19 protein-coding genes and 3 pseudogenes are annotated in these 22,431 nt (G+C 70.5%); 18 read left to right on the top strand and 4 right to left on the bottom strand.

All coding sequences use genetic code 11. The features are described from left to right. Positions 1 to 13 precede the first annotated feature (13 nt). From mmsA to OG747_RS15155, 5 genes are all read left to right on the top strand, one after another. Entirely contained in the window at positions 14 to 1,516 is a 1,503-nt protein-coding gene (gene mmsA / locus OG747_RS15175; protein ID WP_405879855.1) for a CoA-acylating methylmalonate-semialdehyde dehydrogenase, read from the top strand. A gap of 328 nt (positions 1,517 to 1,844) precedes the next feature. Continuing rightward, on the top strand, positions 1,845 to 3,254 hold the full coding sequence (locus OG747_RS15170) for an APC family permease (protein WP_405879854.1): 1,410 nt from the start codon (positions 1,845 to 1,847) through the stop codon (positions 3,252 to 3,254). Between the two features lie 188 nt (positions 3,255 to 3,442). Then, positions 3,443 to 6,100, top strand: coding sequence for an alpha/beta fold hydrolase (locus OG747_RS15165; RefSeq protein ID WP_405879853.1), 2,658 nt, complete (start codon positions 3,443 to 3,445; stop codon positions 6,098 to 6,100). After that, positions 6,097 to 6,960, top strand: coding sequence for an ABC transporter permease (locus OG747_RS15160; protein WP_405879852.1), 864 nt, complete (start codon positions 6,097 to 6,099; stop codon positions 6,958 to 6,960). The genes OG747_RS15165 and OG747_RS15160 overlap by 4 nt, the downstream gene beginning before the upstream one ends. A gap of 163 nt (positions 6,961 to 7,123) precedes the next feature. Continuing rightward, positions 7,124 to 8,764, top strand: coding sequence for a von Willebrand factor type A domain-containing protein (locus OG747_RS15155; RefSeq protein ID WP_405879851.1), 1,641 nt, complete (start codon positions 7,124 to 7,126; stop codon positions 8,762 to 8,764). A 236-nt stretch (positions 8,765 to 9,000) separates the two neighbouring features. Here OG747_RS15155 and OG747_RS15150 read toward each other — a convergent pair whose 3' ends face one another. Further along, positions 9,001 to 9,408 (bottom strand): rodlin, encoded by a 408-nt coding sequence (locus tag OG747_RS15150; RefSeq protein ID WP_405879850.1) that lies wholly within the window; start codon positions 9,406 to 9,408, stop codon positions 9,001 to 9,003. 763 nt (positions 9,409 to 10,171) lie between these two features. Between OG747_RS15150 and OG747_RS15145 the strand changes: the two genes are divergently transcribed. The 11 genes and pseudogenes from OG747_RS15145 to OG747_RS15095 all read left to right on the top strand — a co-directional run. After that, on the top strand, positions 10,172 to 10,585 hold the full coding sequence (locus tag OG747_RS15145; protein ID WP_405879849.1) for a rodlin: 414 nt from the start codon (positions 10,172 to 10,174) through the stop codon (positions 10,583 to 10,585). 347 nt (positions 10,586 to 10,932) lie between these two features. Beyond that, positions 10,933 to 11,124, top strand: coding sequence for a chaplin (locus OG747_RS15140; protein WP_405885545.1), 192 nt, complete (start codon positions 10,933 to 10,935; stop codon positions 11,122 to 11,124). A 105-nt stretch (positions 11,125 to 11,229) separates the two neighbouring features. Further along, positions 11,230 to 11,874, top strand: a pseudogene (locus tag OG747_RS15135) (chaplin); the annotation flags it as partial. A 1,060-nt stretch (positions 11,875 to 12,934) separates the two neighbouring features. Beyond that, positions 12,935 to 13,174, top strand: a complete 240-nt coding sequence (locus OG747_RS15130) for a chaplin (RefSeq protein WP_405879847.1) — start codon at positions 12,935 to 12,937, stop codon at positions 13,172 to 13,174. A 393-nt stretch (positions 13,175 to 13,567) separates the two neighbouring features. Continuing rightward, on the top strand, positions 13,568 to 14,170 hold the full coding sequence (locus OG747_RS15125; protein WP_405879846.1) for a hypothetical protein: 603 nt from the start codon (positions 13,568 to 13,570) through the stop codon (positions 14,168 to 14,170). A gap of 236 nt (positions 14,171 to 14,406) precedes the next feature. Beyond that, positions 14,407 to 14,709 carry a hypothetical protein gene (locus OG747_RS15120; RefSeq protein ID WP_405879845.1) on the top strand — a complete coding sequence of 101 codons (303 nt, stop codon included), beginning with the start codon at positions 14,407 to 14,409 and terminating at the stop codon, positions 14,707 to 14,709. 125 nt (positions 14,710 to 14,834) lie between these two features. Beyond that, on the top strand, positions 14,835 to 15,074 hold the full coding sequence (locus OG747_RS15115) for a chaplin (protein WP_405879844.1): 240 nt from the start codon (positions 14,835 to 14,837) through the stop codon (positions 15,072 to 15,074). A 178-nt stretch (positions 15,075 to 15,252) separates the two neighbouring features. Then, positions 15,253 to 15,750 (top strand): DUF5949 family protein, encoded by a 498-nt coding sequence (locus OG747_RS15110; protein ID WP_405879843.1) that lies wholly within the window; start codon positions 15,253 to 15,255, stop codon positions 15,748 to 15,750. Next, positions 15,750 to 16,361, top strand: a complete 612-nt coding sequence (locus tag OG747_RS15105; protein WP_405879842.1) for a vitamin K epoxide reductase family protein — start codon at positions 15,750 to 15,752, stop codon at positions 16,359 to 16,361. The genes OG747_RS15110 and OG747_RS15105 overlap by 1 nt, the downstream gene beginning before the upstream one ends. Positions 16,362 to 16,462: 101 nt before the next feature. After that, positions 16,463 to 16,981, top strand: a complete 519-nt coding sequence (locus OG747_RS15100; protein WP_405879841.1) for a hypothetical protein — start codon at positions 16,463 to 16,465, stop codon at positions 16,979 to 16,981. 133 nt (positions 16,982 to 17,114) lie between these two features. Next, positions 17,115 to 17,243: pseudogene (locus OG747_RS15095) on the top strand (DUF2087 domain-containing protein); the annotation flags it as partial. A 9-nt stretch (positions 17,244 to 17,252) separates the two neighbouring features. Here OG747_RS15095 and OG747_RS15090 read toward each other — a convergent pair. Beyond that, complete coding sequence (locus OG747_RS15090) at positions 17,253 to 18,212, bottom strand: D-2-hydroxyacid dehydrogenase family protein (protein ID WP_405879840.1); 960 nt, start codon at positions 18,210 to 18,212, stop codon at positions 17,253 to 17,255. 140 nt (positions 18,213 to 18,352) lie between these two features. Between OG747_RS15090 and OG747_RS15085 the strand changes: the two genes are divergently transcribed. Together OG747_RS15085 and OG747_RS15080 are read left to right on the top strand one after the other, a co-directional pair. Next, positions 18,353 to 18,940: a hypothetical protein gene (locus tag OG747_RS15085; protein WP_405879839.1), complete on the top strand. Its 588-nt coding sequence runs from the start codon at positions 18,353 to 18,355 to the stop codon at positions 18,938 to 18,940. Between the two features lie 30 nt (positions 18,941 to 18,970). Beyond that, on the top strand, positions 18,971 to 19,732 hold the full coding sequence (locus OG747_RS15080; protein ID WP_405879838.1) for a YcnI family protein: 762 nt from the start codon (positions 18,971 to 18,973) through the stop codon (positions 19,730 to 19,732). Positions 19,733 to 19,790: 58 nt separating this feature from the next. Here the strand turns inward: OG747_RS15080 and OG747_RS15075 are convergent. Together OG747_RS15075 and OG747_RS15070 are read right to left on the bottom strand one after the other, a co-directional pair. Further along, a pseudogene (locus tag OG747_RS15075) lies at positions 19,791 to 20,392 on the bottom strand (HoxN/HupN/NixA family nickel/cobalt transporter); the annotation flags it as partial. A 490-nt stretch (positions 20,393 to 20,882) separates the two neighbouring features. After that, on the bottom strand, positions 20,883 to 22,196 hold the full coding sequence (locus OG747_RS15070) for a Cys-Gln thioester bond-forming surface protein (protein WP_405879837.1): 1,314 nt from the start codon (positions 22,194 to 22,196) through the stop codon (positions 20,883 to 20,885). Positions 22,197 to 22,431 lie beyond the last annotated feature (235 nt).

Raw genomic sequence — 22,431 nt, 5'->3', positions numbered from 1 at the left:
GGAGTTTTTGGCCATGACGAAGACCGTCAACCACTGGATCGGTGGCAAGACTGTCGAGGGTGCGTCGGGTACGTACGGGCCGGTCACCGACCCGGCGACCGGCGCCGTGACCACGCGGGTCGCCTTCGCGACCGTCGACGAGGTGGACGCCGCGGTCGCCGCGGCCAAGGACGCGTACGCGACCTGGGGCCAGTCCTCGCTGGCCAAGAGGTCCACGATCCTCTTCAAGTTCCGGGCGCTGCTCGACGCGCACCGCGACGAGATCGCCGAGCTGATCACCGCCGAGCACGGCAAGGTGCACTCGGACGCGCTCGGCGAGGTCGCGCGCGGTCTGGAGATCGTCGACCTGGCGTGCGGGATCACCGTGCAGCTGAAGGGCGAGCTGTCGACCGAGGTGGCCTCCAAGGTCGACGTGGCGTCGATCCGGCAGCCGCTGGGCGTCGTCGCGGGCATCACGCCGTTCAACTTCCCGGCCATGGTGCCGATGTGGATGTTCCCGCTCGCCGTCGCGTGCGGCAACACCTTCGTGCTGAAGCCGAGCGAGAAGGACCCGTCGGCGGCGATGAAGCTCGCCGAGCTGCTCGCGGAGGCCGGACTGCCCGACGGCGTCTTCAACGTCGTCCACGGTGACAAGGTGGCCGTCGACCGCCTCCTGGAGCACCCGGACGTCAAGGCGGTGTCCTTCGTCGGCTCGACCCCGATCGCCCGCTACATCCACACCACGGCCTCCGCGAACGGCAAGCGCGTCCAGGCCCTGGGCGGCGCCAAGAACCACATGCTGGTCCTCCCGGACGCCGACCTGGACGCGGCCGCGGACGCCGCCGTGTCGGCCGCCTACGGCTCGGCCGGCGAGCGCTGCATGGCCATCTCCGCCGTCGTCGCGGTCGGCTCGGTCGGCGACGTGCTGGTGGAGAAGATCCGCGAGCGCGCCGAGAAGATCAAGATCGGCCCCGGCAACGACCCGACCTCCGAGATGGGTCCGCTGATCACCAAGGTGCACCGCGACAAGGTGGCGTCCTACGTCACGGGCGCGGCGGCGCAGGGCTCCGAGGTCGTCCTCGACGGCACCGGCTACACGGTCGAGGGGTACGAGGACGGCCACTGGATCGGCCTCTCGCTGCTCGACAGGGTGCCGGTGACCTCGGACGCGTACAAGGACGAGATCTTCGGCCCGGTGCTGTGCGTGCTGCGCGTGGACACCTACGAGGAGGGCGTCGCCCTCATCAACGCCTCGCCCTTCGGCAACGGCACCGCGATCTTCACCCGGGACGGCGGCGCCGCCCGCCGCTTCCAGCTGGAGATCGAGGCGGGCATGGTCGGCGTGAACGTGCCGATCCCGGTGCCCGTCGGCTACCACTCCTTCGGCGGCTGGAAGGACTCCCTCTTCGGGGACCACCACATCTACGGCAACGACGGCACGCACTTCTACACCCGCGGCAAGGTCGTCACCACCCGCTGGCCCGACCCGGCCGACGCCCCCACCGGCGTCGACCTGGGCTTCCCGCGCAACCACTGAGACCCGCCCGTAGGGCTCGTGAGGCCGTCCGCTATGCGGACGGCCTCGTTTTTTTCTTCGCGCGTGCTGCGGTTCCCGTAGGACGGCAAGAAACCCCTCCGCTTGACCTGTTGTGCCTGGATGGGTGTTCGGATGGCTTTTCGCGTGCGGATTCCGTAGGTAAACAGCCATTGACGTGACGGTTTTCGTCGGATTCCATTCAGCCCAACCGGGAGCGGACGAAGAGACAGACAGGTACGACGCGAGCCGCCGGAGGCGATATCGCTCCCGACCGAATCACCTGACGCACGAGTCGTCTTCTGACGCATGAGTCGATCGGAACCGCTTCATGACCGACACGCTCCGCCCTGTCGAGACCGCCACCCCGGACGCCGCCCCCACGGCCTCCGGGAGCCCCCAAAAGCTCAAGCGCTCCATCGGCATCGTCGGCGGCACGCTGCTGACGCTCTCGTGTGTGACGCCCGCCTCCACGCTCTTCGTGGTCGTGCCCGACCTGTTCTCGTCCCTCGGTACGGCGACCGCGCTGACCATCGCGATCGGCTCGCTGCTCTGTATCGCCGTGGCGTTCTGCTACTCGGAGCTGGGCACCCTCATCCCCAGCGCGGGTGGCGAGTACGCCATGGTGTCGACGATGGCCGGACGGCTCGCGGGCTGGCTGGTCTTCGTGCTCTCCCTCCTCGTCGTCATGATCGTGCCGCCGGTGATCGCGATGGGCACGGCGGACTACCTGGCGCCGATCGTGCACCTGAACCCGTCGCTGGCGGGCGCCGGTGTCATGACCCTGGCCACCCTCGCGGGCCTGCTCGACCTGCGGGCCAACGCCTGGATCACCGGCGTCTTCCTGGTCCTGGAGGTCATCGCGGCGGGCGTCGTGGCGGTCCTGGGCTTCACGCACAGCCGGCGCGGCCTGGGCAGCCTCACCTCGATGCAGGTGGCGGGCTCCGGGGGCCACACGGACACCGTGACGGCCATGCTGGTGGTCTCGGGGCTCGCGATCGCCCTCTTCGTCACCCAGGGCTTCTCGACCGCGGTCTACCTCTCCGAGGAACTGGAGGACCCGCGCCGCAACGTCGCCCGTACGGTCCTGGCCACCCTCGCCATCTCGACCGTGGTCATCCTGGTCCCGGTCGTCGCGATCACCATGGGCGCCTCGGACCTGTCCACCCTCACCGGCGGTGACATCAGCAGCATGGTCACCGCCTGGTCCAACTCCGCCGTCGGCACCTTCGTCAGCCTCTGCGTGGCCCTCGCGATCATCAACGCGGGCATCGTCATGGTCATCCAGAACTCCCGGGTGCTGTTCGCCTCCGCCCGCGACAAGGCCTGGCCCGAGCCCGTCAACAAGGGCCTGTCCCGCCTCGGCCGGTTCGGCTCTCCGTGGGTCGCCACGCTCGTGGTGGGCGTCCCGGGTGCCCTCCTCTGCTTCGTCAACCTGGACACCCTGTACGGCGTCACGGGCGTCTCGGTGACGGCCATGTACCTGCTCGTCGCGGTGGCCGCGCTGCTCGCCCGGCGCGGACAGCACCGCCACACGCCCGCCTGGCGCATGCCGCTGTGGCCCGCGATGCCGGTGCTCCTGATCGCCGTCCTCGCCTACATCCTGAGCCAGCAGGAGACGACCTACCTGATCTGGACCGGCGGCATCACGGCCGTCGCCACTCTCTACTGGGCCTTCTACCTGCGCCCGCGCCGCGAGACCCGCTGGCTGGTGTCGATCCCGGAGGACGCGCAGGCGTAGTCGTACGCCTTGGCCGCCGTACCTTCATGTGAAAAGAACGGTTCGGCGGCGGTGGTGGCGCGGCGCGGCTCCATGGGGGGCGTACCACGGGCGCGGTACGCGGGACGGGGCTCGTACGCCCGTAGGAGGGGTGCGGGTTCAGACTGGTGGCTGCATCCGTTGTCGGTGGCGGCCCGTACCGTTGACGCATGGATCTTCGACTGCCCCGACTGCGCGGGCCCGCACAGCGAGGGGCCCGACGGTGGATCGCCGCCGCCGCGGCCGCCGTCGTCGTGCTCGCCGGAGCGGGTACGTGGACGGCTGTCGCCTCGGACGACGGCCCGGCCGTGCACCGCACCGACCGCGTGATGACCACGGGCGCCGGGGTGAACCTCGACACGTCGTACTTCACCGCGGGCTCCGGCCGCCGCCCCGCCGTGCTCCTCGCGCACGGCTTCGGCGGCAGCAAGGACGACATGCGGCGGGAGGCCGAGCAGCTCGCCCGCGACGGGTACGCGGTGCTGACCTGGTCGGCGCGCGGTTTCGGCAAGTCCACCGGCAAGATCGGGCTGAACGACCCCAAGGGCGAGGTCGCCGACGTCTCCAAGCTCATCGACTGGCTGGCGGGGCGCCCGGAGGTCCGGCTCGACAAGAGCGGCGACCCGCGCGTCGGCGTCGCCGGAGGTTCGTACGGCGGGGCGATCTCCCTGCTGGCCGCCGGGTACGACAAGAGGGTCGACGCGATCGCCCCCTCGATCACGTACTGGAACCTGGCGGACGCACTCTTCCCGAACGACGTGTTCAAGAAGCTCTGGGCCGGCATCTTCATCAACTCCGGCGGCGGCTGCGGCCACTTCGAGACGCAGCTGTGCGCGATGTACAACCGGGTGGCGGAGGCCGGAAAGCCGGACGCCGAGGCGCGCGCCCTGCTGGAGGCCCGCTCCCCGTCCGCCGTCGGCGACCGCATCAAGGTGCCCACGCTCATCCTGCAGGGCCAGACCGACTCCCTCTTCCCGCTCGGCCAGGCCGACGCGATGGCCAAGGCGATCCGGGCCAATGGCGCGCCCGTGGACGTCGACTGGATCGCGGGCGGGCACGACGGCGGCGACATGGAGACGAGCCGGGTCGAGGCGCGTGTCGGTTCCTGGTTCGACCGCTATCTGAAGGACGACAAGAACGTCGACACGGGCCCCGCCTTCCGCGTCACCCGCACCGGCGGCATCGACTCCACCGACGGCGCCGCGCAGCTGCGGGGCGCGAGCGGGGACGCGTACCCCGGCCTGGAGAGCGACGAGCACGCGATCGCGCTGCGGGGCAGGAGCGAGCAGACCTTCCAGAACCCGGCGGGCGCGAGTCCGCCCGCGATCTCCGCCCTTCCCGGACTCGGCGGCACCGGAGGCCTGTCCCAGCTGTCCGCCCTCGGGGTCGGGGTGTCGCTCGACTTCCCGGGGCAGTACGCGCAGTTCGAGTCCTCGGCGTTCCGCGACGACCTGCGAGTCACCGGGGCGCCGACCGTGACCGTCCACGTCAAGTCGAGCACCGACGACGCGGTCCTCTTCGGGAAGGTGTACGACGTCGGGCCGGGCGGCACCCAGCAGATACTGCCCTCGCAGCTGGTGGCGCCGGTGCGGGTGACCGGCGCGAAGGCGGGCAAGGACGTCACCATCGTGCTGCCCGCGATCGACCACGCCGTCCGCAAGGGCCACCGGCTGCGGCTGGTCCTCGCCTCGACGGACCTCGGCTACGCCTCACCCGCGGCCCCGGCGACGTACACGGTCTCCCTGAGGGGCGACCTGCATGTCCCCACCGCGCCCGGTGTGAAGACCGCCGCCGCCGCGCTGCCCTCGTGGGTGTGGTGGCTGCCCCTGGCCGGAGCGCTGGCCGCCGCCGCACTCCTGCTGACCGGCCGCCGTCGTACGGCTCCGGTCGCGCCCGACCCCGAGCTCGCCGAAGTCCCGCTCCAGATCACCGACCTGAGCAAGCGGTACGCGAAGTCGGCGGACCGGTACGCGGTGCGGGACCTGTCGTTCCGCGTGGAAAAGGGCCAGGTCCTGGGCCTGCTCGGACCGAACGGCGCGGGCAAGACGACCACGCTGCGCATGCTCATGGGCCTCATCAAGCCCGACGGCGGCGAGATCCGCGTCTTCGGGCACGCGATCCGGCCGGGCGCGCCGGTGCTCTCCCGGGTCGGGGCGTTCGTCGAGGGTGCGGGCTTCCTGCCGCACCTCTCGGGCCGCGAGAACCTGGAGCTGTACTGGCAGGCGACGGGCCGTCCGCCCGAGGACGCCCACATGGAGGAGGCGCTGGAGATCGCGGGCCTGGGCGACGCGCTGGCCCGCGCGGTCCGCACGTACTCCCAGGGCATGCGCCAGCGCCTCGCCATCGCCCAGGCGATGCTGGGCCTCCCGGACCTCCTCATCCTCGACGAGCCGACCAACGGCCTCGACCCGCCCCAGATCCGCGAGATGCGCGGGGTCATGATCCGGTACGCCGCCGCGGGCCGCACCGTCATCGTCTCCAGCCACCTCCTGGCCGAGGTCGAGCAGTCCTGCACCCACCTGGTGGTCATGGACCGCGGCCGGCTGATCCAGGCGGGCCCGGTGAGCGAGATCGTCGGCTCCGGCGACACCCTCCTCGTCGGTACCGGCGCGCCCGTGGACGGGCCGGTCGTCGAGAAGGTCGGCGCGCTGCCGGGCGTGGCCTCGGCCGTCGCGGCCGACGGCGGGCTGCTGATCCGCCTCGACGACGACGGCAGTGCCGAGCGCCTGGTCGTGGAGCTCGTACGGCTCGAAGTTCCCGTGCAGTCGGTGGGCCCCCACCGCCGTCTGGAAGACGCGTTCCTCACCCTGATCGGAGGTGCCGCATGAGTACGCTCGTCGAGCGGGCCGAGACGGCGGACGGGTACCGGGCGCGGCGGACGCTGCCGCTGCGCGTGGAGCTGCTGCGGCAGCTGAAGCGCCGCCGCACGCTCGTCATGGGTGCGATCCTCGCGGCGCTGCCCTTCGTGCTCGTCGTCGCGTTCGCGATCGGCGGTGACCCGGGCTCACGCAACGGCCAGGTCACGCTGATGGACACGGCGACCGCGTCCGGCGCCAATTTCGCCGCGGTGAACCTCTTCGTCTCCGCGGGCTTCCTGCTCGTCATCCCCGTCGCGCTGTTCTGCGGGGACACGATCGCCTCCGAGGCGAGCTGGTCGTCGCTGCGCTATCTGCTCGCGGCCCCGGTGCCGAGGGCCCGGCTGCTGTGGTCCAAGCTCACCGTCGCGCTGGGGCTCAGTCTCGCCGCGATGGTGCTGCTGCCGATCGTCGCGATCGCGGTGGGCACGGCGGCCTACGGCTGGGGCCCGCTGGAGATCCCCACCGGCGGCGCGCTCTCCGCGGGCACCGCGACCCAGCGGCTCCTCGTGGTCATCGCGTACGTCTTCGTCTCCCAACTGGTCACGGCCGGGCTCGCGTTCTGGCTGTCGACCAAGACGGACGCTCCCCTGGGCGCGGTCGGCGGCGCGGTCGGCCTGACGATCGTGGGGAATGTCCTGGACGCGGTCACCGCCCTCGGTCACTGGCGCGACTTCCTGCCCGCGCACTGGCAGTTCGCCTGGGCCGACGCCATCCAGCCGAATCCGGAGTGGGGCGGCATGATCCAGGGCACGGCGATTTCCATAACGTACGCGCTCGTGCTGTTCGCCCTGGCCTTCCGGGGTTTCCGGCGCAAGGACATCGTGTCGTAGATCTCCGGAGCGTCACCTACCGGTCTCGACGACCGCCCTTCGTGGCCGCTTCGAGATCCATCCGCAACGCTCCGTAGCGCACATCCGAGCCCCCTCGGGCGTCACAGTCACAGACGTCGGCCCATGGACGTCGGCAGACAGACGACTCACCGAGGGGGCACGGATGACACGGACGGGGAACGACGGTCACATACGGCGACAGCAGCCACAGCACCCACAGCAGCCACAGCAGCCACAGCGGCGACAGCGGCGACAGTCAGAGATCAGGCGACCGCGGCGACCGGGCGGCACCCTGCTCGGCCTGACCCTCGCGGGCGGCCTGCTGCTCACGGGCTGCGGCGCGGGCGACTCCTCGTCGGACGGTTCGAACAAGTCCGGCGGGCCCGCGTTCCCCCTGCCCGCCCCGAACCGGACCTCCAGCGCCGGCCAGGGCGAGCAGAAGGACACGCCGACAGGCGACGCGAACCGTGAGATCGCGCCGTCCCCGGACTATCTGTCCACCTTCGCCCTCGACGTCGACACCGCCTCCTACGGCTATGCCCGCCGCGCCCTCGCCGACGGCCGGCTGCCCGACGCGTCGACCGTCCGTCCCGAGGAGTTCGTCAACAGCTTCCAGCAGGACTACCAGCGGCCCGACGGCAACGGTTTCTCCGTCACCGTCGACGGCGCCCGTACGGAGGAGAAGGGCTGGTCGCTGGTCCGCGTCGGCCTCGCCACCCGCGAGGCCGACCAGGATGGCGAACGCCCACCCGCCGCCCTCACCTTCGTCATCGACATCTCCGGCTCGATGGGCGAACCAGGCCGCCTCGACCTCGCCCAGCAATCCCTCGACGAGATGACGGACCAACTGCGCGACGACGACTCGGTCGCCCTGGTCACCTTCAGCGACGAGGCCGAGACGGTGCTGCCGATGACCCGCCTCGGCCACCATCGCGGCCGCGTCCACAACGTGATCGACGGGCTGAGGCCGACGGAGTCCACCAACCTCGGCGCGGGCGTGCGCGCCGGGTACGCCACGGCCGTCAAGGGCCTGCGCGAGGGTGCCACCAACCGGGTCGTGCTGATCTCCGACGCCCTTGCCAACACCGGCGAGACCGACGCGGACGCCATCCTCGAACGCATCTCCACCGCCCGCCGCGAGCACGGCATCACCCTGTTCGGCGTCGGCGTGGGCAGCGAATACGGCGACGCCCTCATGGAGCGCCTCGCCGACAAGGGCGACGGCCACACGACGTACGTCTCGAACGCCGACGACGCCCGGAAGGTGTTCTGCCAGCAGCTCCCGCAGAACATCGACCTCACGGCCCGCGATGCCAAGGCGCAGGTCGCCTTCGACCCGGGGACCGTCCAGCAGTTCCGGCTCATCGGGTACGACGACCGTCAGGTGGCCGACAAGGACTTCCGCAACGACCGCGTGGACGGCGGCGAGGTCGGCCCCGGCCACACGGTGACGGCCCTCTACGCGGTCCGTACCAGGCCCGGCGCCTCCGGCCACCTCGCCACCGCCGACGTCCGCTGGCTCGACCCCGACACCCGCGCCCCGCACGAGGAGACCGGCCAACTGGAGACCGGCGCCCTCGACGAGGACCTGTGGACCTCCTCCACCCGTCTCCAGGTCGACGCCGTGGCCGCGTACTTCGCCGACGACCTGCGCACGCGCGACGACTCCGGGAACCCGCTGCCGGGCGCCCTCCCGCTGGCGGAACTCGCCGACCGCGCCCACCGGGTGGCGTCCGCCGCGGAGGACAAGGCGGTACGCGACCTGGCGGACGCGGTGGAGCGGGCGAGCGAACTGGCGGGCTGACAGCACCCTGGCCCCCGAGGCCGTCGCCCACTGGCTCACCGTCCGCGAACGGCCCGCCGACACCCCGCTGTCCGAGCTCGTCGCGCATCCCCGGCCGCGCGCCGTACGGGAACCGAGCGGTGAAGGGCGGGCCGCCAAGTACGTCAAGAGGGCCGCGGAGTAGGCCGAGAGGGCCGCGGAGTACGCGAAGAGCGGGCCGCCGAGGTGCTCGGCGGCCCGCTCTCGCGGTGCTGGGATCAGCTGTTGTTCGTGCCGTTGCCCGACAGGACCGGGATGTGGTCCAGGATGTGCGACAGCGGCTCGTCGCCCTTGGCCTGGGTGGAGTTCTCGACACACTGCTGGTTCTGCGGGGACGACAGGACCGGGACGTCCTGGACGGCGATCGGGACGACGCCGACGAGCGAGCCCACATTGGCCTTGGCGGGCAGGCCGACGCAGGGCTTGTTCAGCGAACCCTGGATGAGCGCCATCTGCGGGCTCATGTTGCCGTAGGTCGCCGAGTTGCCGAACGACTGCTCGGCACCGTAGCCGCTGACGGACGTGGTGCCACCGTCGTCGCCGATCGCCAGAGCCTGGGGGGCGGCCGCGGCCGAGATACCGGCGACAGAAGCGGCGATAGCCGCGGTTGCCCACAGCTTCTTCATGTTCATTCCCTTCGGAAAGCGGACTCCTGATTGAGGAGCTGCATGATCATCAACTGTGCAGACCGCGTAAGGGTTGCGGGTTATGCCCCATTTGGCCCAGCGTGTGGGGCGCCCGTCACGCATACGCCAGTGAGCCCCCCGAACGGACATGCAGGGGTCGATGCGTGGCGGATCGCTCGGACGGGGCCGCTCGTGGGCCGGGATCGGCGGACGGTCCTCGTGCGGCTCCCTGAACGACTGCTCCGTCTTCTTCGGGGCCCAGCGCGGGGTCGAACAGGCGTTTTCCACGGGCGGGTCGAACCCGGCCGGCGGAACGGTGGCGGACTCGGCGACCGGCAGCGGGACGCTTTTCTCGGGCGCGATGGTGGCGCGCTCGTCGGTTCCCAGCAGCGGAATTTGTGTCCCGTTTTTGCTCTGCTGGAGTGCATGGGGTGAGAAGAAGGGTGCCTTCTCTTCGTGACTCGGCACGTGTCTCGGCACGTGAAGGGCACGTGACTTGGTACGTGAAGGCTCGGCACCGATGCCGCTGGTGGACGTGGTACCACTGGGCATTCTGGTTCAACTGCCGCGGACGCCCTTGGTTGCTCCGATTCGCCCCGATGGCCCACAGCGAAGGGCGATTCGGCAGCCCGCGCACGCCACGGATCCCGCCGAATTCCCCGACGGTGAACGGACCGATCGGGTGAACTGCCGAAACCAATCCAGGACCGCCGGGTTGATGCGGGAGCAGGAACGTATGTCTCTGCCAGGAAAGGAACGGCACATGTTCAAGAAGGCAGTGGCCGCGGCGGTGGTCGCCGCTTCCGTCGTCGGTGTCTCGGCGGCGGCCGCGCCCCAGGCGCTTGCCATCGGTGACGACGGTGGCACCACGTCCGTGAGCGGGGACAACGCCAAGCAGTCGTTCGGCGACTCCGTGACCACGGGCGACATGAGCCCCCAGCTCAGCCTCGCGCAGGGCGCGCTGAACAAGCTCTGCGTCGGCATGCCGGCCAAGGCGAACGCCGGCTCGGCCCTCGGTGTTCTCGTGCCCGTCGCCGCCCAGGACGTCCCGGTCCTGTCGGCCCCGCAGAACCAGCAGTGCGCCGAGAACTCCACCCAGGCCAAGGGCGACGAGCCGCTGTCGCACATCCTGGACCAGATCCCGGTCCTCTCGGGCAACGGTGTCGGCAACCACTGATCGTCGCCTCCGAATCATCGACTGAAGAGGCCCGGGCCGCCCACGCGTTGTGCGCGGGTCGGCCCGCGCTCTTCTCTTATTCAAGGGAATCGTTTCTTCTTGTGTGGGTGTTCGTATGCACCTTCGGTGGCGATTCGAATGCGGGGCGATTCGAGTGAATTCCCAAGCGGCGCACGTTCTTTAGTTTCTTCGGACGGTCCTCCCTCGTTTACTGCCTGCAGGTCATGGTGCGAGCCGTTCAAGCCGTGCTCGCTCGGTTTCGGCCGTCACAGGGCTATGACCGCAGAGAAGAGAAGGGAAAGTACGTGAAGCACAAGAAGAGCGCTGCTGTTGTCGCCGGCGCGATCATGGCTCTGGGCATGGGCGCCCCGGCCTTCGCGGACGCCGGTGCAGAGGGTTCCGCCGTCGGCTCTCCGGGTGTCCTCTCGGGCAATGTGATCCAGGTTCCCATTCACGTTCCCGTCAACGTGTGCGGCAACACGGTGAACGTCATCGCCCTGCTGAACCCGGCGTTCGGCAACAGCTGCGTCAACAGCTGACGCGACAGCACCAGCCTTCCCGGCTGTGTCACGGTCGGCCTTGGACCGTCCTTTCGGATCCAAGGCCGGCTTTCCTCACCTCTTTCAAGCAGGAAGACAACGAGATTGCGACAGAACCTGAGTAGGGGAATGGTCGTGGGCGCGGCCGCGGCCACGACGAGCATCCTGTCCCTGTACTGCACCCCCGTGTTCGCGGACTCGCATGCGGACGGCAGCGCCACGGACTCGCCCGGCGTCGCGTCGGGCAACGCCGTTCAGGTTCCGGTGCACGTGCCGGTGAACGCCTGCGGCAACACCGTCAACGTGATCGGCGCGCTCAACCCGGCCTTCGGGAACTCCTGCACCAACGGCTCGGGTTCGCAGGGCGGCTCCTCCGGCTCCTCCGGCTCCTCGGCGTCCGGCCGTACCCAAGACTCGCCCGGCGTCCTCTCGGGCAACCTCGTCCAGGCCCCGGTGGACGTTCCGGTGAACGCGTGCGGCAACTCGGTCGACGTCATCGCCCTGCTGAACCCGGCGTTCGGCAACAAGTGCGAGAACGGCCCCAGGACGACGTCGACGACTCCTCCGACGGTCCCGCCGGTGACGCCTCCCGCGACGACGCCTCCGACGACTCCTCCGACTGTGCCGCCGGTGACGCCTCCGACCGTCCCGCCGGTGACGCCTCCCACGACGACGCCTCCCACGACGCCTCCCGCGACGACTCCTCCGACTGTGCCGCCGGTGACGCCTCCCACGACGACGCCTCCCACGACGCCCCCGGCCGTCCCGCCGGTGACGCCTCCCACGACGCCCCCGGCCGTCCCGCCGGTGACGCCTCCCACGACGCCCCCGGCCGTCCCGCCGGTGACGCCTCCCACGACGACGCCCCCGGCCGTCCCGCCGGTGACGCCTCCGACTGTGCCGCCGGTGACGCCTCCCACGACGCCCCCGGCCGTCCCGCCGGTGACGCCTCCCACGACGCCCCCGGCCGTCCCGCCGGTGACGCCTCCGACGGTCCCGCCGGTGATGCCTCCGACCGTCCCGCCGGTGACGCCTCCCACGACGACGCCTCCGACCGTCCCGCCGGTGACGCCTCCCACGACGACGCCGACGACACCTTCCACCACCCCGCGGGCGACCCCGCGGACCATCCGGCAGGCCTCTCTCCCTGGGAATTCGTCCACCCTGGCCCACACAGGCAGTGAGAACCTGCTCGGGGCCTCGGCCGCCAGCGCCGCGCTGCTGATCGGCGGAGCCGTCCTGTACCGACGAGGCCGAGTCGCGTCCCGCCGGTAGTACGACGCTCTGGGTGCCGGATGCCTCGCCGCGCCCGGCACCCAAGCCGTGTTGTTCCCTCTGTCCTTCCGCTCCTTATTGCCGGCCTGTCAGCGCCCGACCGCGTCCCGCCGTGCCGGTCCGCGGGCGCTGGGACCCGCCCGCCGACCGGCAGTCCGAGCCGCTCGGCGTAGAACCAGTCGTGCCGGCCGCAGCCCAGGCCGCCATGCGGGGTAGGGGCAGGCTGACACCACGGGCGCTCCCAGGCCGATGGCGCGTCGCCCGGTTCAGCTGCCCGGCGCGGCCAACTCCCGGACGTGGGTGCGTTGTTAGGCGAGCAGGGCCGCCACCAGCCCGGCCTGCCCGCCGCAGACCACCGTGACTCCAGCTGCTCTTCGCATGTGTCAGCGAAACCTCACGAACGTATCGGAATAGGGGAGTTCGTAGATGGTTGAGATCACTCATTTGGAGGCACAACCCGCGCGTGTGCTGCGCGTTGATTCCAGCACCGGGCATCCCGCCCGGATGTTGTGACGATTTCGAGGAGCACTTCTCCATGTCGCGTATCGCGAAGGGCCTGGCCCTGACCTCCGTTGCCGCCGCCGTCGTGGCGGGCACCGCCGGCATCGCCGCCGCCGACAGCGGCGCAAGCGGCTCGGCCACCCAATCCCCGGGCGTCCTGTCGGGCAATGTCTTGCAGGTTCCGATCCACGTTCCGGTCAACGTCTGCGGGAACACCGTGAACGTCGTCGGTCTGCTGAACCCCGCGTTCGGCAACACCTGCGCCAACGGCTGACATCAGCGCAGACCCTTCTGTCGGCCGTCCTCCCCAACGGGAGGGCGGCCGGTCCGCGTTGCCCCGAATGGGGGGGGGAAGCGGGTCCAAGGCCCCGGTATGGCCCCTCATCGGCGACGACGGCGACGGTACGGGCACCGGGTTGCTACATCAAGTGTCGGATCGGTTGCGGATCGTGACGGTGACTTTCACGGTGGGCACAAGATCCGACGCGCCATCGAAGGGAACATCCGTGAGTGCTCTGCCCACACGGCGCATAGCGTCCTCCGCACTCTGCGCCATGCTCCTGCTCGGGTAACCGGGCCGACCGCGACGGCGGCCGACAGTGACTCGGCGCGCGGCCGCACCCGTACGGCGGCACCCGTCCCTGGCGCGGACGCGCTCCTGGCGCAGGTGACGTCATGGGCCGACATCGGCGGCATGCTCACCCCGGTCATCGACCTGCTCAGCGCCGCGCTCAAGGCGGACAACGGTCAGCTCTCCGCCGACGAAGCGGCAAAGCTCAGCCAGGCCGTGAACGATGCGATCGCCAAGGTCACCGCGGCGCTGCCGGTGACGCCGTCGGCCACTGGGACGCCCACCACGCCCATGACGCCCACCACGCCCATGACGCCCATGACGCCCATGACGCCCATGACGCCCGTGATGTCGACGCCGCCGGGCGTGCCCACGCTGCCCTCGTCGACGAAGAACGCCCAGCGTCAGGAGGACAGCGGCGAAGGTGCCGGGAAGCGGGACAACAAGGCGTCGAGTGCCAAGGGCCCGCGCGCCGCGGCTCGTAGAGACCTCGTCGGCGACGCCCTCACGGCCCTGCGGAAAGCTGTCGACACGCTGGTCGTGGCGGTCACGTCCGGCGACGCCACCCAGGTGGTGCCCGCGGCCACCGCCGTGGTGACGGGCCTCGTCAACGTCGTCGTCGCCGGGGTCCTCGGCGGTGGCCTGCCGGCGTCGAGCCTGCCCGGCCTGTCGACGCCGCCGAGTCTGTCGTCCTCCTGAGCACGGGGAGCGGTGCGTGGGGCGAAGCAGTCGCCACCCCGCTGTCGTGCCGATCCTTTTCGGTCGGCATGACGGCTGTTTTGTGTGAGAATGCGACACGCCGTTCATTTCGGGTTGAGTGTTCGGGTGGGGTGCAGGAATTTTCCGCACAGGGTTTCCGTCGCGTCGGGAGCTCGTTAGTCCGGAGAAAGCGGGAATTCCCCCCGCTGATATGAGTTGCCGAAGAAAGGAACAGGATGAAGTCCCTGAAGGCTGCCGCTGTCGTTGCCGGGTCCATGGTCATCGCTGGTGCCGCCGCGCCCGCCTTTGCCGCCGAGGCCTCCGACCTCACGCCCACCAGCCTCAACGGCGCACTGGAGACCGTCACCAGCCAGCGCTCGCTCAGCCTGGAGGACCTGCAGCCCCTGCGGCACCAGTCGGACGCGCTCGACACCGAGAACAAGAGCTCGGTACTCAACACCGTGAACGGTGCGGCGAAGGCACTCAACGCGACCGGCGGCGCCGCGCGGCTCCTCGGCGGACTTCCCCTTCAGAACTGATCGGTTCCCTCCGGAGCCAGGCGGTTCCCTTCAGGGGGTAATGGGTTCACTTCATCGCGTGTCTTTCCGAAAGACCCGCGGACTCATCCCTAGACTGAAACAAATCACCAAGGAAAGGACGGACGATGAACACTGCCAAGAAGGCCGCTCTCATTTTCGCCACCGCCGGAATGGCCGCGGCTGCCGCCGCGGGCAGCGCCGTCGCCGACGCCGGTGCCCAGGGCTCGGCGGCCAATTCCGCCGGCGTCGCCTCCGGCAACGTCATTCAGATCCCCGTGGATGTTCCGGTGAACGCCTGTGGCCTCAGTGTCAACATCATCGGCGCGCTGAACCCGGCGTACGGGAACATGTGCGCAAACAAGTGACGTCGTAGGTCCTCGATCGACGTCGTACGCGGACTGAAAGGGCCGATTCCGTACCCGCGGAGTCGGCCCTTCGCGTTGTTCGAGACGCGTCCCTCATTCGTGTGGTCGCCCGGCGGTTGTCGTCCGTTCGGGTGAAAAAACGGCCGGGCCCTTTCGGGTGCGTCGATAAGGTTCCGCGGTGACCTCAACCTCAAACCAAACGCGCCCTTTCCGGGTCGCCGACCTCGGCACGCTCGCCGTCATGGCCTTCAGCGGTGAAGCCCCCGACGGCGACATGCCCTATCTCCTCGCCTACTCCCTGGGCGACGGCGAAGGCGGCCCGGCGGCCGCCACGGCCGCCATCGAGCAGCTGCTGCGGGACAACGGTCTGCCCGTCGGCGACTCGCTCCTCGACGGGGCCCGGCAGCCGAACCTGCCGCTCACCCTTCTCGTCGAGGCGGGCCAGGCCGTCGTCACCATGCCGTACCTCAACGCCCAGTGCGTCGTGCCGCCCGAGTGGCTCGCGGCGGTCGGCGAACGCGGCTACGCCTACTTCCTGTTCGCCACCCGCGTCTGGCCCGAGGCCGAGCCCGGCAAGCCGGTCGAGCCGGAGAGTCTGGCCGCCTTCGCGGGTGACGAGAAGACCCTCCTCAGCGCGGCCCACGTACTCCTGCCCGCGCGCAGTCTGCGCGGCTGATGACACGGCCCGCGGGCGGCGCCGTGGGGGTGCGGACGGCGGGGGGCAGCCGCGCGTTCGCCCTGCTGCTGGTGATCACCGGCGCGGCCGGTCTGCTCGCCGCGTGGGTCATCACGATCGACAAGTTCAAGCTGCTGGAGAACCCGAACTTCGTGCCCGGGTGCAGCCTGAACCCGGTCGTCTCCTGCGGCAACATCATGAAGAGCGAGCAGGCCGCGGCCTTCGGGTTCCCCAACCCGATGCTGGGTCTCGTCGCGTACGGCATCGTGATCTGCGTCGGCATGAGCCTGCTCGCGCGGGCCACCTTCCCGCGCTGGTACTGGCTGACCTTCGACGTCGGCACCGTCTTCGGCGTCGGATTCTGCACCTGGCTGCAGTTCGAGTCGCTGTACCGGATCAATTCACTGTGTCTGTGGTGCTGTCTGGCGTGGGTCGCGACGATCCTCATGTTCTGGTACGTGACGTCATTCAACGTGCGACATGCATTTCTGCCCGCGCCCGGCTGGTTGCGGGGATTCCTTGACGAATTCACCTGGGTCCCGCCGCTGCTGCACATCGGCATCATCGGCATGCTGATCCTGACGCGCTGGTGGAATTTCTGGACGAGCTGACTATTGGGTCCGTCGGGGGAATATTGAACTGAAGGCGTTCTCAGGATCGTTACCCGGTACGGATGCATATCCCCCGAATCCTGAAAGGGACCGTACCTGAGATGAAGCCGACCACTCGAGGAACTTTTGCCGCCGTCGTCACCGGGGTCGCGGCAGCGATGGGCGCCGCCGCCGCGACCCCGGCCGTCGCGGCCGAAACGGTCCCCGTCCCCGTACCTCTGGACGGTGTGGAGCGGGCCCTCAAGCTGCAGACGCCCAAGATCGCCGGGGAGCTGCCGGTGCCCATGCCGGGCGGCCCAGAGGGACCGCGGTACGTCGAGGGCCGACTGCTGCCCGACCGGGCGGTGCCGCGACTGCCGGTCGGCGCCGCACTGCCCGGGGCGGGCGTGCGCACGCCCCTTCCGCACCTCGTCGGGCACGGTTTCGACCACCTCGGGGCCGACGCGCCCGCGGCCGATCTGACCACGCTGACGCCCGGGCTGTCCCTGGACACCCCGCTCAGCGCGCCCAACCCCGACCACTACGGTCTGCCGGATCTGAAGGCCCCTCAGATCGCCGTCCTCGGACCGCTGCTGAAGACGGCGCCCGGGGCGAACGTGGGCATGGGAGCGGGGGCCTAGACCCACGGCCGGATCGCGCGTTGTACGCATGGGGGTGGGAGTGGGCGGTGGGGCCCGGGCGTCCGGCCCGGGCCCCACCGCCCCCACCCCCGGGACCGCCGCCACTGAATCCGTCGGGGAGAGAGCTCCGCGCGGGCGCCTGGTCCGGCTGCCCGCCTGGTGGCAGCGCAGGCCGATTGTGCTCAGGCACATAGCCGAGCAGACCTTCGCGCCGGGCGTCGAGTACCCCGAGCGCATCGTCAACGAGAAGCTGCGCCCCTGGCTGCGCGGCTCAGCCGAGGCGGCGTATCGGCGTGCCCGCGAGGAAGGCACGGATGTCCTCGACCGCCCCGCCGTAGTACGCCTCGTAGTTGGCCCGCGACACATAGCCGAGGTGCGGGGTGGCGAGCAGACGCGGGGCCGAGCGCATCGGATGGCCGGCGGGGAGCGGCTCGATGTCGAACACGTCCACGCCCGCTCCGGCGATCCGGCCCTCGTGCAGGGCGGCGAGCAGCGCGTCCTGGTCGACGATCGCCGCGCGTGAGGTGTTGACGAGGTAGGCGGTCGGCTTGAGCAGGGACAGCTCGGCGGCGCCGATCAGACCGCGGGTGCGTTCGCCGAGCGCGAGGTGCACGGAGACGAAGTCGCTGCTCGCGAGCAACTCCTCCTTGGAGGCGGCCAGTTCCACCCCGACCTCTTGGGCACGCTCCTTGGTGAGGTGCTCGCTCCACGCGCCGACCCGCATCCCGAACGCGAGGCCCACCTGCGCCACCCGGCTGCCGATCTTCCCGAGCCCCAGCAGGCCGAGCCGGCGGCCGTGCAGATCGGCGCCCACCGTGCTCTGCCAGGGTCCGCCCGTCCGCAACGCGCCGTTCTCCGGGAGGAGGCCCCGCGCGAGGCCCAGCAGCAGCGCCCACGTCAGCTCGACCGGGGGCGTCGAGGAACTCGGCGTGCCGCACACGGTCACTCCGTGCGCCTCGGCCGCCGCGTAGTCGATCACCGTGTTGCGCATCCCGGAGGCGATCAGCAGCTTCAGACGGGGCAGCCGGGCCAGCAGGGAGGCGGGGAAGGGCACCCGCTCGCGCAGGGTGACGACGATGTCGAAGTCCGCGAGTACGGCGGCGAGCGCGTCCTCCTCGCCGAAGTGCTCGCGGAAACTCACGACCTCCACGTCGTCGGTGACCGGCGACCAGTCGGCGGCCTCGGTCGCGACGCCCTGATAGTCGTCGAGCACGGCACATCGAAGTGGCATGTCAGGTCCCTCCCCATTCCTGCCGGACTCGACCGGACCCTACCCGAGCGGCGTTTTCGGTTTCCCCGGCGGCCCGTGAGGAGTCGGCTGTTCCGGAAGCCGCGACGGCCGTTCGCCGCGCATGGCAGTATCTGGGCTCCATGAGTGCGTCCCCAGAGGTACGGAGCCTGCGCGCGGCGGTGTTCGCCGTGCTGTGCGTGCTGCTGGCCGCCGGGGGACACGGGCTCTCGACGGGGCAGTCGCCGCCGCTGTGGGCGGACGGTGCCGGATTCCTCACCGTCTTCGCGGTCGGCTGTCTGCTGGGCGGACGCGAACGCTCGCTCGTCGGGATCGGCGGCGGGATGCTGGCCGCCCAGGCCGGACTGCACCTCGCGTTCGAGGCGGCGGACCCGCGGATGGCGATGAACATGCACGGCGCGACCATGGCGCACCCCACCGCGCATGCCCTGACGCCCTACGCCACCGCGGCCCACGTGACGGCCGCTCTGGTGGCGACCTGGTGGCTGCGGCGCGGCGAAGCCGCCTTCTGGTCCTTGCTGCGCCGGACCGCGGCGCTCGTACCGGGGCTCGCCGCCTGGTGGCGGGTAAGTGCGGGAGCCTTCGCCGCACCGGCCCGGCCGGACCTCGTATGCCGGAACGGCACCGCCCCCCGGCCCCTTCTGCAACTGCTGCTGCGGCACGCCGTCTCCCGTCGGGGACCGCCGGCAGGGCTTTCGTACACGCCTTGACCGCATTCACACCAGTACGGAGTTCCCCTGATGTCCCCGATTCGCACCACCCTGCGCCGCGCCGGCCTTGTCGCCGCCCTCACCACGGCCGGGGTCCTGACCACCGCGGGCGCCGCCTTCGCGCATGTGACGGTCCACCCCGAGAGCTACGCCAAGGGAGCCACGGACGGCGTCCTGACCTTCCGCGTTCCCAACGAGGAGGACACCGCCAGCACCACGAAGGTGCAGGTCTTCCTGCCGACGGACCACCCGGTTCTCGGTGTGCTCGTCACCCCTCAGGAGGGCTGGACGGCGCAGGTGACGACCACGAAGCTCAAGACCCCGGTCAAGACCGACGACGGCACCATCACCGAGGCCGTCTCGGAGATCACCTGGACCGGCGGCCGGATCCGGCACGGTCAGTACCAGGACTTCGACGTCGCCTTCGGCCAGCTGCCCGACGACACCGACCAGTTGGCCTTCAAGACGCTGCAGACCTACTCGGACGGCACTGTCGCCCGCTGGATCGAGGAGACGCAGAAGGGGGCGGCGGAGCCGGAGAACCCTGCGCCGGTGCTCGCCCTCACAGCCAAGTCCGCACAGAGCGGTTCCGACGGGACTGCGGATTCGTCGTCGGGCTCCGGCACCACCGCGTCCTCGGGCTCGACCCCGGCCGCCGCGGCCAAGAGCTCGGCCTCGGGCAGTGACTCCACCGCCCGAGGCCTGGGCATCGCCGGGCTGGTCGTGGGAGTCCTCGGCCTGGCCGCGGCCGGCTTCGCCCTCGTGCGCGGCCGAAGCACCGGCTCCGAGTAGGCGAGCGGCTGCTCACCGGCTGATGACCAGCCGCTGGGCAGTTACCGCCCCGCCGGTCTCATCCACCGTCGGCGGGGCGGACCGCCCACCGCTGTTCGACCTTGGCCAGCCGCCGGTACGCCAGGGCCCCGGCCCAGACGACCACGAACAGGCCGACGATGATGAACCCGACGTTGTCCAGGTCGAGTCCCGCGATCCAGCCGGTCACCGCGTCGCGCAGGTCGAGCTTGTCGTGCAACACGCTGACCAGCTCGATCGTGCCTATGAGGAAGGCGACGGCGATCGACAGCCCGGTGATGGTGAGGTTGTAGAACACCTTGCGCACCGGGTGGAGAAGGCCCACTGGTAGGCGAAGTTCATGAAGGTGCCGTCCAGGGCGTCGAACAGGCTCATCCCGGCCGCGAACAGCAGCGCCAGGCACAGGATCGCGTACCAGGGCAGTCCGGCCGCCGCGCCGCTGCCCGCCATCACCATCAGGGTGACCTCGGTGGCGGTGTCGAAACCGAGCCCGAAGAGGAAGCCCATCGGGAACATCTGCCCGGGCCGCGTGATGGACTTCATGAAGCGGCCGAGGATGCGGTTCATGAAGCCCCGGGAATCCAGGTGCTGTTCGAGCTCGGCCTCGTCGTACGTACCTGCCCGCATCGCCCGGAAGACCCGGCCGCCCCGCTGCGGCTGCCGCTCGCGCTGCCCGCACCGGTGGGCCGCCCACGCCTCCATGTCCGCCGCCACCGTTGCGCCCGCGTACCGCGCGGGCTCCTTCTCGTCCACGCGATCACTTCTCGGGGTCCGCCCGCCGGGACAGCTGTCGTCTGAAGACAGCCGGTTTCCCGGGGCGGCCTCCGTGCGTCCCGGGCCTCGGCCGTACGTCCCCGTGCGGCCGTCTCCCTCCCCGGATCCTCGGCCCGCCCTCGCGCGCCGGTCCGGATCCCGGATGACCCGAGAAGGACACCAGATGACCACTCCTGCCCTGCCCGCCTCACGTGACGCATCGTTGACGGCGTGGGCTGGTCGACGCGATGGCCTGACCTGACGGGGACGGTCGGAAAGAGGTGCGGCCCCGGATGCCTGGAGGGCGGGCCGGGGCCGCGGCGCACGGAGCCCCCGTGCTGCGGTCACTCACTGTTGAGTTGCCAAGGTGCGGTGGTTCTCAGTCCCGCGCCGATGGATTCTTCTTGCCGACGAAGAGCATTGCCGCGCCGCCGGCCACGAGCAGGGCGATGGCTGTGCCCGCGATGATCGGGGTCGCGCTCGAGCCGCCGGTTTCGGCGAGGTCGGTGCCCCCGGTGGAGGCGGCGCTCGACACTGCCGGGCTCGGTTCACCGACGGTCTGGGTCGTGATGTCGCTCGCGCTGCCCTGCGTCTTGCAGTCGAGCATGCCGGTGAACCGCTTCTCGAAACCGTTCGGACCGGTGAGCACGAAGTCGTACGCCTGGTCCTCCTGCAGCGGGACCGTCACCGTCAGGGACCTGCCCGCCTCGACGGTGTGCGAGGCCCCCGTCAGTTCGAAGGTGAACCGCTGGTCGCCCTTGTCGGCCGCCGTGACGTCCACGCCGCCCTTGGCGCAGTTCTTCTCGGCGGACAGCGCGGGTATCACGCCCTCCTCGGTCCAGTCGGCCGTCGCGGTCGCGGCGACCGTCGACTCGCTGGAACCCGCGAGGATCTGGGTCTGGCTGCGGGTCTGAGAGGCGAAGGCCCGGCCGACCGGCACGGTCGTCGACGCCTGCACGGTCAGCGCCGCCGAGCCGTCCGGGCTGTCCTTCGGCACGTCGAAGTAGAGCCGGCTGCCGTTCGCCGCCGAGGTGATCGCCTTGCCGTCCTTGCCGACGACCTTCACCCCGCTGGCGACGGCGTCCGCGGGCGGTGTCACCGTCACGCTGTCCGCGTTGGTGTACACCGTGATCGGGCCGAGCCGCTCGCCCGCGTGACCGGAGACCGCGGGCGGGTCGAGGGTCAGCGAGGCCTTGGGCTCCGCCACGTTCCGTGCGCTCTTCTGCAGATAGTCCGCGAGCTTCTCGGCCTTCGGGTCCACCGCGTCCACGTCGGCGCCGTCCGAGTACCGCCAGATGGCCACCTGGGTGCCGGCCGCCGCGTCCTGCTCGGTGAGGCCGCTCGCGCCGGCCTTCTCGGCCAACGCCGCGAGGTCGTTCACCTGCGGGTAGGAGTGCTGCAGGATCCAGCTGATCTTGCCCGCGTCCTTGTTGCCGTTCAACGAGGTGCCGCTCCAGGAGGTCTCCTGGTATTTGGCGTCCCGCTGGGTCGGGTTGTGGAGATCGATGCAGTAGGTCTGCAGCATGCCGCCGCCGTCGACGGACATCTCGAACAGACCGGCGGACACCTGCTGGTCCTCGCCGTGGTCGTGGACCACCGCGGCTCCGTACGTCTTCAGGTCGCCGATGGTCGCGGTCGCGCCGCCCTGGCTCTGCGGGGCGTCGTCGGCGACGGCCGCACCGGCGGTGGCCATCGCTCCCGCGGCGACGAGCCCCGACACCAACGTCGCGGCGGCGAGGCGAGCGGACCCTCGCCTGCGCGCGGACCACGCAGAGGACGAAGAAAACACAGAATTCCCCTTCGAGCAGGACCCGTTGACATGGGAGGACGGTCCCGCCAGCAGAATCAGAAGCCCCGTGAGCTATGCCCGGCATCCTAAGGACGCGGCGCACCGCCCTCCCCGGTCATGCCGTCGGATCACCGATCCG

This window comes from Streptomyces sp. NBC_01384 (assembly GCF_045040035.1).
Lineage (GTDB): Bacteria > Actinomycetota > Actinomycetes > Streptomycetales > Streptomycetaceae > Streptomyces.
Note: the sequence above shows the minus strand (reverse complement) of the source record. Positions and strands in the feature narration are given on the sequence as shown.